Below are 11,573 nucleotides of genomic sequence, written 5' to 3'. Positions count from 1 at the left end.
ATTAACCGATAATAATTGCTTGTCTTCAGCTGTTCACACAATGGACCATACAAAAAATCAGCAAACGGCGCTCCACACCATGGCACTCGCCGCGCTAGGCGTCGTTTTCGGGGATATTGGCACCAGTCCCCTTTACACCATGAAAGAAGTCTTCGCAGTAGGCCATCACCCGCTGCTACTGACTCAAGACAATGTCTATGGCATTTTGTCATTGATCACCTGGGCATTATTGCTGATCGTTTCTTTCAAGTATGTCGCGTTTATTATGCGCGCTGATAACCGCGGCGAAGGCGGCATCATGGCCTTGCTGTCACTGGCCAGCCGTTATGCCGGTGGCGAGCCTGAACAGCGAAAGCGCATTATGATGCTAGGTATTGTCGGTGCCTGCATGTTCTACGCGGATGGCATGATTACCCCGGCCATTTCGGTGCTGTCCGCGGTGGAAGGGCTGGAAGTCGCCGCACCGCAACTGGATAGCTGGATCGTCCCCATTACCCTTTGCGTGCTATTCGTGCTGTTCTGGGCACAAAGCAAGGGCACCGCCGTCGTCGGTGCATTTTTCGGGCCGATCATGCTGACCTGGTTTGCTGTGTTAGGAATTCTTGGTGTCATTAACATCAATCACCACCCCGAAATCCTCAAAGCATTAAGCCCCGCCTACGCCTTCCTGTTTTTTTATACCCAACCGAAAATTGCCTTTATTGCGCTAGGCGCAGTCGTGTTGGCGGTGACAGGTGCCGAAGCACTGTACGCCGACATGGGTCACTTTGGCCGCAAGCCCATTCGCCTGGCGTGGTTCCTGTTTGTATTACCCGCACTGATCTGCAACTACTTTGGGCAAGGTGCATTGATCCTGGCCGAGCCGGAATCGATTCAAAACCCGTTTTATCACCTGGCACCGGACTGGGCATTGTTCCCGTTAATTATCCTGGCTACACTGGCGACCGTGATTGCTTCGCAAGCCGTGATTACCGGTGCGTTTTCAGTGTCGCGCCAGGCGCTGCAACTCGGCTTTATTCCACGCATGCACGTTGCGCACACCTCAGAAAAAACCGAGGGCCAGGTGTATATGCCGCGCGTCAACTGGGGTCTGATGGTAGCCGTGATGGGCTTGGTGATTATTTTTGGCAGTTCAGGTGACCTGGCCGCCGCTTATGGCATTGCAGTGACAGGTGATATGGTGATCACCACCCTGCTGGCAGCCGTGGTTTTCCACCACCTGTGGGGCTGGAGCAAGCTGAAAACTGCCTGCCTGATTACACTGTTCCTGGTCATTGACCTGTCCTTCTTTGCCGCCAACATCCTCAAGATTCCGGATGGTGGCTGGGTACCCCTGCTGATAGGCCTGATTATTTTCACCCTGATGCGCACCTGGAAAACTGGCCGTAGGCTGTTATATGGCATCCTCAAATCCGAGTCCATGGAACTGATTCCGTTTATTCAAGCCATCGGTGCGCACCCACCAGCACGCGTCAATGGCGCGGGCGTGTTCATGACACCCAACCCGGACGGTGTGCCACATGCCCTGCTGCACAACCTCAAGCACAACAAGGTATTGCACGAAACCATGGTCATCCTGACCGTGCGTTTTGAAGATTACCCTTACACCAGCAAGGAAGAACGCGTTGCGGTGGAGGTATTACCTTACGGTTTTTATCGTGTCACCTTGCGCTATGGTTACATGGATGAACCTGACCTGCCGCGCGATCTGGTGTTGACGGAGACGTTTGGCCTTAGCCTGGATACCATGGATACCTCATTCTTTATCGGCAAGGAAATCCTGTTTGCCTCAGACAAGCCAGGCATGGCTTTCTGGCGCAAAAAGATTTTTATTGGTTTGTTCCGCACCGCAGAAACCATCACCAACCAATTTAAATTGCCACCTAACCGCGTAGTGGAACTGGGCTCACAAGTTAAAATTTAAATGGCAGACCATAAACAAAAGTTAACAGTCTGAGCGTAAAATGCACTTTGTTAACTGACCCAATACCTTCACTTGGTCAGCTGTCAACGAATCATGCAGCTCATGCGATAACTGCATAACTGCAACGTGTGAGGAAAAAATATGCTCAATATAAAAACCATTTCAGTCGCCGTGATGTGTGCATTGCTCAGCGCCTGTGCCAGCACCACCAACAACAGCGTCTCTGGCGTGCAACGTAGCCAGTTATTACTGCTCCCCTCCGCCACCGTGGACAAAATGTCTGCGCAGTCTTATACGCAAACCCTGCAGGATGCACAAAAGAAAAGTACGCTGAATGCAGATAAACCATTATTGCATCGCGTGACCACCATTTCCAACCGCCTGATTGCCCAGGTCGGCGTTTTCAGGCCAGATGCTGCCAAATGGAAATGGGAGGTCAATGTTGAAAAAAATGACCAGCTCAACGCCTATTGCATGCCTGGCGGCAAAATCATGGTGTTTTCTGGCCTGGCCGAGAAGCTGAATGCCACAGATGATGAACTGGCCGCAGTGATTGGCCACGAAATTGCCCATGCTTTGCGTGAACATGGCCGCGAGCGCATGTCACAAGCCTATGTACAACAGTTTGGCTTGCAGGCACTCGCCTCAGTCATCGGCGGCACCGCCGGCAGCATGGCCGCACAGGGCGCTGGCATGGGCAGCCAGTTGCTATTCTCACTGCCGAATGGTCGCGAGCAGGAACGCGAAGCAGATCGCATGGGCCTGGAGCTGGCCGCACGTGCGGGTTACAACCCGGAAGCGGCGGTGAGCTTGTGGAAAAAAATGATGGCAGCGAACAAGGAAGCGCCACCTGAATTCTTAAGCACCCATCCTTCCAGCGAAAACCGCATCAAAGACCTGCAGGCATTAACACCTAAAGTCATGCCGCTGTATCTCGCAGCCAAAAACAAATAAATACCGCTTGGCAGGGGCTGTCAGCGATCCGCAGCCCCTGACCCGCCAAAATTAGGTTAAAATTTCGGGTTTCACAGTTATTTAACCGAATTATTTCATCGAACAAGAGAACATCATGGATCCACGTCAAAGCATTATTGAAGCGGCTTTTGAAGACCGCGCCAACATCAACCCGGCCAATGCCCCTGCCGATATCAAAGCCACCGTGGCTTCTGTGCTGGATGACCTGGATGCAGGTAAATTGCGCGTTGCCACCCGTATTGGCGATACGCAGCAATGGGAAACCCATCAGTGGATTAAAAAAGCAGTGTTGCTGTCTTTCCGCCTGAAAGACAACTACCTGATGGACGATGGCGTGACACGCTACTTTGACAAAGTAGATCCAAAATTTGCCAACTACACTGAAGAAGATTTCAAGGCAGGCGGCTTCCGCGTCGTGCCTAATGCCATCGTGCGCAAAGGCTCATTCATTGCTAAAAATGCAGTATTGATGCCTTCTTACGTCAACATCGGCGCCTATGTGGGTGAAGGAACCATGGTAGACACCTGGGCAACTGTCGGTTCCTGTGCACAAATTGGTAAAAACGTACACTTGTCCGGCGGCGTAGGCATTGGCGGCGTGCTGGAACCAGTGCAGGCCGGCCCAACCATTATTGGTGATAACTGCTTTGTGGGCGCGCGCTCAGAAGTGGTTGAAGGCGTGGTGGTTGAAGACAACTGCGTGATCTCCATGGGTGTTTATATTGGCCAGTCAACCAAGATTTATGACCGCGAAACCGGCGAAATCCACTTTGGCCGCGTACCAGCTGGCTCTGTCGTGGTTTCAGGCAACCTGCCTTCCAGCGATGGCAAATACAGCTTGTACTGCGCAGTGATCGTGAAAAAAGTCGACGCCAAAACCTTGGGTAAAGTAGGTATCAACGAATTGTTGCGCGGCGTTTAAGGCTTAAACACCAAGCATAGCGGGAGTCACTCCTGAAAACGACTTTGTCCGCTCAAGTTATGTGGATGACAGGTCGATATTAAGAGTGATTCTCAGCTAACGATATTCGATATAGGGTTGTCGAGCATCGTTTTATTTTATTGAAAGTGTTACAGGACGGAGAATTAGCAGGCAAGAAACAAAACGCAGTAGAGTCACACCACTAACAATCACAATGACCGTGCAATTTTTATGATCCCAACTCACATGCTTATTTTGCTGCTATTCACATCCAGTGTCATTGGATGTTTTTTTGCATTTAAGCTCGTCGATAACCTGCGTCTGGCAGCGACTAAAGATCATGATGCCTTACTTAAAAAGTATTCTGCACTCGCTGCTGGCGGCATTTTCCTGCTGCATGCCGGTTACCAACTCGCTGCAGATAACTTCCCCAAAATCACCCAGCACCCAGTCGATTTTATCGGCAGCCTGCTGTGCGCTTACCTGCTGTCGCTGTCTTTACTCAAAACCGTTAACAAAAAGAAACTGCCCCTGCGCGACTTGCTCTATGCCTCCCTGGCGGCAGGCGTCAGCGGCTACTTGCTTTCCTACTTCTTTCAGATCAGTGCGGGCGCCATCAATATCCACATTGATACCTGGACCGCATTATTTGCGCTGTTTCTCGCCTGCCTGACTTCAGCACTGGCGATTGTGACCATCCTCTGGCTCAAGGGCTACGAAGGCAAAGCACTGCAGCGCCTGAAATGGATGTTCTCGGTCGAAATTGCGCTGGGTTTCCTCGCCTCACACACTGCCATTAACCTCAGCATTGTGCATAACAATATGCTGCTCAGCCAGCCGACTGACCAGACAGGGAACTACCTGATGTTGTTGCTGGTGCTGGTGCCGGTGCTGCTGTTTATCACCTCATTTATCCTGGTGATTTTCTATGAACGCAATGTAGATATTGCCCAAAGCAAACTGACATTCCGCAACACGCAGACCGTGAACAAAAAGTTTCTGGCCTATGACCCGCTCACGCACCTGCCTAACCGCGACGCGCTCAATCAGCATCTCATTATCAGTGCCAAGCGTTGCGACCGTAATGGCGAATCACTAGCCTTGGCCTATATCGATCTCGACCACTTCAAACCGGTCAACGACCAGTTTGGTCACCATATCGGTGACCTGCTGCTGATTGAAGTCTCCAAGCGCATCAGTAATGCCATCCGCAATTGCGATTATGTGGCGCGCGCTGGTGGTGACGAGTTTATTGCTGTCCTTAGCGAGATCGAAAATCATCAAAGCGTCGTGACGGTAATCCAGCGTATTGTGGATGCACTGCGTGAAATCTTTATTATTGAAGACCACGTCATTGAAATCTCGTGCTCGATTGGCGTCTCCATGTACCCGCAGGACGGCAACCTGCAAAAACTCAAATTGAATGCTGACGCGGCCATGTATAAAGCCAAGGAAAACGGCAAAAACCAGTACCGTTTCTTTGATGCTGAAATCGAGCAGGCTTCAGATGAAATGCAGCAAACACGGGTGGAGCTCAAGCGCGCGATTACCGAGCAGGAATTCAGGCTGCTATTTCAACCCAAAGTCGACGCCCTGACCCGTATCGTCCACGGCGCAGAAGCCTTGTTACGCTGGCAGCATCCGACACGTGGGCTATTGTCGCCCAACAGTTTCATCGAAGCCGCTGAACGCTTTGGCATGATTGAAGAAATCAACGCCTGGGTGATTTCGCAAGCCTGCAGCACCATCAAACAGGCGCGTGACCGTGGCATAGACCTGAGTATTTCAGTCAATATGTCTAACCAGCAATTCCGCAACAAACAACTGAGTTCGCTCATCCAGTCGATTCTTGAGCAACATGAGGTCGAAGCACGCAACCTGATACTCGAAGTCTCAGAAACCAATGCCATCCATCACCAGGCGCAGTTTCAAGAAACCTTGCGCCACTTTAAGCAGCAAGGCCTCAAAATCTCGCTGGATGACTTTGGCCTGCACCCCTTCAGCCTCACGCATCTACAAGACCTGGAAATCAGCGAAGTCAAACTCGACCGCACCCTGACTAAGGGTGTAGCGGCGTCTAATACGGCCTTGTTAATAGTAGAGGCCATTGTCAAACTGGCGCACGCGCTGGATTTAAATGTCGTCGCAGAAGGCGTGGAAGACGAAGATCAGCGCAAGGCCCTACTCAGCATTGGCTGCGACCAAATGCAGGGTTTCCTGTTCTCCAAGCCGGTCGAGCAAAAATTCCTGTTTGATGTCTTTAGCGAACTGCAGTTGAAGTCGACCACGCAAAGCCTGTTTTAAAGCCAGCCCTGCTGCAACAATAAATTGCAACACCGCCACCGCGGGCTGGTAAAATAAGGTTTTTACCTGATTAGCCCCGCCATGAAACTGTACGGCATCCCTAATTGCAATACCGTCAAAAAAGCCCGCGACTGGCTGCAACAACACGCCATTGCCTATGAATTCCACGATTTTAAAAAACTGGGGCTGGACAATGCCACCGCGCAATCCTGGCTGCAACAACAACCATGGGAAAAACTGGTCAACCGTAGCGGTATGACCTGGCGCAACCTGACTGAAGCCGAAAAAAATGCGGTTGTGGATGCTGCCTCTGCGCAGGTCTTGATGCAAGAAAAAACCTCGGTAATCAAGCGCCCTATCATCGTGAATAACGACAAAATCATCGCACTCGGTTTTAATGAAGCCGACTACGCCCAACTATTTGCCAAAGAATAAGCCTATGTCAAAAACACTGGACCTTGCCATTGACCTCCTGAAACGCCGCTCGCTGACGCCGGAAGATGCCGACTGTCAGGAAGCCATGATTGCTCGCCTGGAGCCCTTAGGATTCAAGATTGAGCGCATGCGTTTTGGTCAGGTAGATAACTTTTACGCCCGCCGTGGCACGACCGGCCCGCTGATTGTATTTGCCGGCCACACCGATGTGGTACCGACCGGCCCGCTGGATCAGTGGCATACACCGCCATTTGAGCCGACGATTAAAGACGGCATGCTGTATGCACGCGGCGCGGCGGATATGAAAACCTCGCTGGCGGCGTTTATTACCAGCATAGAAGAGTTTGTTGCAGAGCATCCTGACCATCTAGGCTCCATCGGCCTGTTAATTACCTCAGATGAAGAAGGCATTGCCATTGAGGGCACGGTCAAAGTGGTTGAAGCTTTGCAGGCCCGTGGCGAAACATTCGATTACTGTATCGTTGGCGAACCGACCAGTAACAAAGTGGTCGGCGACATGATCAAGAACGGCCGTCGCGGCTCATTGTCTGGCAAACTCACAGTTAAAGGCATACAGGGCCACATTGCCTACCCGCACCTGGTCAAAAACCCGATTCATTTGGCCGCGCCCGCGATCAAAGACATGGTGGAAACCGTGTGGGACAACGGCAACGAATACTTCCCGCCCACCTCATGGCAAATCTCCAACATGAATGGCGGCACCGGTGCGACGAACGTGGTGCCCGGCGAAGTCGAAATCCTGTTTAATTTCCGCTATTGCCCGGTAGTAGATGGCCAGGGCAGTTCGGAACAAAGCCTGCGCTCACGGGTGCATGCCATTTTAGATAGCCACGGCTTCGATTACACACTGGAATGGGAACATAACCAATCCTATATCACACCACGCGGCCAGCTGGTCGAAGCCATCAGCCAGGCCATTACGCAAAGTTATGGCGTGACCCCGGAACTATCCACCACAGGCGGCACCTCGGATGGCCGCTTTATTGCCGACATTTGCAAAGAAGTGATCGAGTTTGGCCCGCTCAACGCGACCATCCATAAATTAAACGAATGTGTAGCAGTAGCAGACATTGAGCCGCTCAAAGAAACCTACAAACGCACCATGGAATTATTGTTACTCAAATAATATGACAAGCAACTTACACACTATTCGCGACTGGCTACGTTATGCTGTAAGCCGTTTTGAGAACTCTGACATTTTTTACGGGCATGGTACCGATAACAGCTACGACGAAGCCGTCTGGCTGGTCATGAGCGCACTGCATTTACCGCATGATACGCTGGATAACTTTTTCGATGCGCGTTTGACCACAGAAGAAAGCCAGCATCTGGCGACCTTGATTGAAAAACGTGTCACCGAGCATACGCCAACTGCCTACCTGGTGAATGAAGCCTGGTTGCGTGGCTTTAAATTTTACGTAGATGAGCGTGTGATTGTGCCGCGCTCATTTATTGCCGAACTGCTGGAAGACGGTTTGCAACCATGGGTAGAGTTTCCGGAAATGGTGGAGTCAGCCGCAGATATTTGTACCGGCTCTGGCTGCCTGGGTGTCCTGCTGGCAGAAACCTTCCCTAACGCGCATATTGATGTGGTGGACATCTCGCCAGATGCGATAGATGTCAGCAATATCAATATCAAGCGTTACGGGCTAGAGCACCAGGTGCAGGCCGTGCAATCCGATATGTTTACGGCACTCAAAGGCCGTAAATACGATGTAATCATCAGCAATCCACCATATGTTGACGCACCCAGCATGGCAGAACTGCCCGCAGAATATCGTCAGGAGCCGCAACTGGCATTGGGCAGCGGCGTTGCCGGACTCGACCACACCCATACCCTGCTCACACAAGCGGCTGAATATCTCAATGATGGCGGTATATTAGTGGTGGAAATCGGCCATAACCGCGATGCACTTCATGACGCTTATCCAGATTTGCCATTCACCTGGCTGGATACCAGTGCCGGCGACCAGTTTGTGTTTATGCTGACCAAGGAAGACTTGCTTGAAGCAGGGCTACAAGGCGAGCCAAACAACGCAGAGTAAAGCGATGCGCTTTATAAAAAAAGCACTTCGTTAAGAAGTGCTTTTTTATTGGTAACAATCAAAGCCATTGGAATGTTTATCCGCGGCCACGATTGCGGTCACTACGTTTTTTAGCGCCAGTATTGACGCGCGCATTCTGCATAGAAGCCTGTTTCAAATCTGCATCCTGACGAATCCGGCGGTTCGCGGTTGGTGCACGCGCCGGACGCTGCTCAGGCGTAGCAGGTGCATTTGCAGACTCCAGTAAACTACGGCGTTGTTTGCGGACTTTAGGCACGAATACACGGGTCGCACGGTCTTTTTCATGCGGGCTCAATTGTTTGAGCGGTTTACGTGGCACAGGCAAACCAGCCCATTCCAGCAAAGCCACCACTTGTTTTTGCTCCAGCTTGAGCATGGTGCCACGCTTGAGGCGGGGTGGCAGCGCCACCGGGCCAAAACGCACGCGCATCAAGCGGCTGACCGGCAAATGGAAAGCTTCGAATAAACGGCGCACCTCGCGGTTACGCCCCTCTTTAATCACCACCTGGTACCATTTGTTGGCACCTTCGCCACCGCTGGCATAAATGCTCTCAAAGTTGGCCGGGCCATCTTCCAGCTCTATGCCTTGCGTCAGTTGTGACATCTGCTCAGGATTCAGCTCGCCCAGAATACGCACTGCGTACTCACGCTCTACTTCATAGCGCGGATGCATGAAACGGTTTGCCAGTTCGCCAGAGTTGGTAAAAATCAACAAGCCGCTGGTGTTCATATCCAGACGGCCAATGGCAATCCATTTACCTTGTTTGATGCGTGGCAACTTATCGAATACCGTGGCGCGACCTTCTGGGTCATCCTGGCTGACCAATTCACCTTCTGGTTTGTGGTAGAGCAATACCTGCGGCAATTCGGCCTCAAACGGCAAGTGCAAAATACGGCTATCCAAGCGGACAATATCATGCTCATCCACCACCGCCCCAACCTGGGCTACCTGGCCATTAATCGTGATACGGCCACTCTCGATTAGCGTTTCCATATCGCGGCGTGAGCCAAAGCCTGCCAGTGCCAGCAATTTGTGTAAGCGCTGACCAGAACGCGATGCGGCTGGTGCCTCAGCATCTCCAGCCTCTACCGGTGCGGCTGGTGGCGCTTTGGGTGGACGTGCCGCAGAAGTGGCTTTGGGGGATTTAAATGGGCGAGCCATGCTTAACCTCTTGAATGAAGGCTGTATTTTACCGTATTTAGGGCGTGGACTCTAAGGCTAAATGTAATTAGCGCACTCAAGTCGTCACGGCATGCACCACCTGCAACTGCAAATTGCGTGCGCCATTGAACTCGTTCACCTGCAAGGCATAAGCGATCTCTACCTGCTCTGGCAAAAACTCGGCATGTTGAAAATAAATGGCATCGAATTGCTGATTGTGTTTTTGCAAGCGTAACTTCAAGTGTTTTTCACCCAACACTTTTTGCTGCAGCACTTGAAAGGTGTCATAAAACACCGGTTGTGGAAAACCTTGCCCCCAGACCTGATGCGCGATGGCTTCTGCGGTTTGCATGGTCATCTCTTGCGCCGCCAATGCACCATCTGTTTCCAGCACTTCCTGCAAGGTTTCGGTATCAATCAGGCTTTGCACCACTTGCTCAAAAGTTTGCTGAAAGCGCGCAAAATCATCAGCGCGGATGCTCAGGCCTGCAGCCATGGCGTGGCCGCCAAACTTGATAATCAGGTCGGGCTGCTGCTTGGTGACCAGATCCAGGGCATCACGCAGATGCAGACCGGCAATTGAGCGGCCAGAGCCCTTGATCAATCCATCACCAGCATCAGCAAACGCAATCACCGGCCGGTGAAATCGCTCTTTGATGCGCGAAGCCAGAATACCGATCACGCCTTGATGCCAGTCCGGCTGAAAAACGCTGATGGTATATTGGTCATCACGAAAATCCTGCGTCAGGTCGGCCATCGCATCCCATTGCATTTCGGCTTCAATCTGCTTGCGTTCGGCGTTGAGCACATGCAGTTTTTGCGCATATTGCATCGCCTCTTGTGGTGTTTCTGCCAGCAGGCAACGGATACCTATGGTCATATCATCCAGTCTGCCCGCCGCATTGAGACGAGGCCCTACGTAAAAGCCTAAATCCTGCGCGTTGACTTGCAAGAAATCACGCCCTGCCAGTTTTAAAATAGCCAGGATGCCCGGGCTGGCCTGGCCCTGGCGGATCCGTTTGAGCCCTTGCCTGACCAGGATACGGTTATTGGCATCCAGCTTCACCAGATCGGCCACGGTGCCTAATGCCACCAGGTCGAGCAAGCTGCCCAAATGTACGCCCTCATCACTGACTTGCCCGCGTTGCTTGAGCTCGGCACGCAAGGCAATCAGCACATAAAACATCACCCCTACGCCTGCCAGGTGTTTGCTGGGGAAATCACACCCTCGCTGATTCGGGTTCACGATGCCATCTGCGGCTGGGGTTTGCTCGGCAGGCAAGTGGTGGTCGGTAATGAGCACCTGCAAGCCCAGTGCCTTGGCCGCAGCTACACCATCAATGCTGGCAATGCCGTTATCAACAGTCAGAATAATGTCTGGTTGCTGCTGCGCCGCCAGCGCCACAATTTCAGGCGTCAGGCCATACCCATATTCAAATCGGTTAGGCACCAGAAAATCAACCACCGCGCCCATCATACGTAAACCGCGCATGGCGACAGCGGTGGCTGTGGCGCCATCTGCATCATAATCACCAACAATTAAAAGTCGTTTCTTTTGCGCAATAGCATCAGCCAGTTGCCGCGCCATGTCAGCAGCGCCAGTCAAGGCATCTGGCTTAAGCAAATGCGGCATCTCCTGCAACAACCAGTCCTCGGCAGTGACCGCCCTCGCGGCCAGCAACCTGGCCAGCAAAGGAGGCAAGCCTTGCGCCTGCAGCGCGGCAAAGGTGGTGTCGGAATAAGCGCGTTGGTGAATTTTCATCT

General features: G+C 52.0%; 9 protein-coding genes. 7 read left to right on the top strand and 2 right to left on the bottom strand.

Features of this window, described 5'->3' with window-relative positions; translation table 11 throughout:
- The first annotated feature begins 40 nt into the window (after positions 1–40).
- From ACIDE9_RS01315 to prmB, 7 genes are all read left to right on the top strand, one after another.
- Positions 41–1,924, top strand: a complete 1,884-nt coding sequence (locus ACIDE9_RS01315; protein WP_194753146.1) for a potassium transporter Kup — start codon at positions 41–43, stop codon at positions 1,922–1,924.
- 141 nt (positions 1,925–2,065) lie between these two features.
- Complete coding sequence (locus ACIDE9_RS01310) at positions 2,066–2,878, top strand: M48 family metallopeptidase (RefSeq protein ID WP_194753145.1); 813 nt, start codon at positions 2,066–2,068, stop codon at positions 2,876–2,878.
- Positions 2,879–2,993: 115 nt separating this feature from the next.
- Positions 2,994–3,821, top strand: a complete 828-nt coding sequence (gene dapD, locus ACIDE9_RS01305) for a 2,3,4,5-tetrahydropyridine-2,6-dicarboxylate N-succinyltransferase (RefSeq protein ID WP_019881766.1) — start codon at positions 2,994–2,996, stop codon at positions 3,819–3,821.
- A gap of 246 nt (positions 3,822–4,067) precedes the next feature.
- A complete protein-coding gene (locus tag ACIDE9_RS01300) occupies positions 4,068–6,125 on the top strand; it encodes a putative bifunctional diguanylate cyclase/phosphodiesterase (RefSeq protein WP_411992124.1) in 2,058 nt (685 codons plus the stop codon).
- 81 nt (positions 6,126–6,206) lie between these two features.
- Positions 6,207–6,560 (top strand): ArsC family reductase, encoded by a 354-nt coding sequence (locus ACIDE9_RS01295; protein ID WP_411992122.1) that lies wholly within the window; start codon positions 6,207–6,209, stop codon positions 6,558–6,560.
- Between the two features lie 4 nt (positions 6,561–6,564).
- Entirely contained in the window at positions 6,565–7,707 is a 1,143-nt protein-coding gene (gene dapE, locus ACIDE9_RS01290) for a succinyl-diaminopimelate desuccinylase (protein WP_411992120.1), read from the top strand.
- Between the two features lies 1 nt (position 7,708).
- Positions 7,709–8,626: a 50S ribosomal protein L3 N(5)-glutamine methyltransferase gene (prmB, locus tag ACIDE9_RS01285; RefSeq protein WP_194753140.1), complete on the top strand. Its 918-nt coding sequence runs from the start codon at positions 7,709–7,711 to the stop codon at positions 8,624–8,626.
- Positions 8,627–8,702: 76 nt separating this feature from the next.
- Here the strand turns inward: prmB and rluB are convergent, their stop codons facing one another.
- Positions 8,703–9,809 carry a 23S rRNA pseudouridine(2605) synthase RluB gene (gene rluB / locus ACIDE9_RS01280; protein ID WP_411992118.1) on the bottom strand — a complete coding sequence of 369 codons (1,107 nt, stop codon included), beginning with the start codon at positions 9,807–9,809 and terminating at the stop codon, positions 8,703–8,705.
- 76 nt (positions 9,810–9,885) lie between these two features.
- A complete protein-coding gene (gene recJ, locus ACIDE9_RS01275; protein ID WP_411992116.1) occupies positions 9,886–11,571 on the bottom strand; it encodes a single-stranded-DNA-specific exonuclease RecJ in 1,686 nt (561 codons plus the stop codon).
- Positions 11,572–11,573: the final 2 nt, after the last annotated feature.

The organism is Methylophilus sp. 'Pure River', from assembly GCF_046765995.1.
Taxonomy (GTDB): domain Bacteria; phylum Pseudomonadota; class Gammaproteobacteria; order Burkholderiales; family Methylophilaceae; genus Methylophilus.
The sequence above is the reverse complement of the archived record's forward strand: the minus strand, read 5'-3'. Positions and strand labels throughout refer to the sequence as shown.

Bases quoted from the DNA above. Each gene is read 5' to 3' on its own strand.
- ACIDE9_RS01310 (WP_194753145.1), top strand. From the start codon at position 2,066: ATGCTCAATATAAAAACCATTTCAGTCGCCGTGATGTGTGCATTGCTC.
- ACIDE9_RS01300 (WP_411992124.1), top strand. From the start codon at position 4,068: ATGCTTATTTTGCTGCTATTCACATCCAGTGTCATTGGATGTTTTTTT.
- prmB (WP_194753140.1), top strand. From the start codon at position 7,709: ATGACAAGCAACTTACACACTATTCGCGACTGGCTACGTTATGCTGTA.
- ACIDE9_RS01295 (WP_411992122.1), top strand. From the start codon at position 6,207: ATGAAACTGTACGGCATCCCTAATTGCAATACCGTCAAAAAAGCCCGC.
- dapD (WP_019881766.1), top strand. From the start codon at position 2,994: ATGGATCCACGTCAAAGCATTATTGAAGCGGCTTTTGAAGACCGCGCC.
- dapE (WP_411992120.1), top strand. From the start codon at position 6,565: ATGTCAAAAACACTGGACCTTGCCATTGACCTCCTGAAACGCCGCTCG.
- rluB (WP_411992118.1), bottom strand. From the start codon at position 9,809: ATGGCTCGCCCATTTAAATCCCCCAAAGCCACTTCTGCGGCACGTCCA.
- recJ (WP_411992116.1), bottom strand. From the start codon at position 11,571: ATGAAAATTCACCAACGCGCTTATTCCGACACCACCTTTGCCGCGCTG.
- ACIDE9_RS01315 (WP_194753146.1), top strand. From the start codon at position 41: ATGGACCATACAAAAAATCAGCAAACGGCGCTCCACACCATGGCACTC.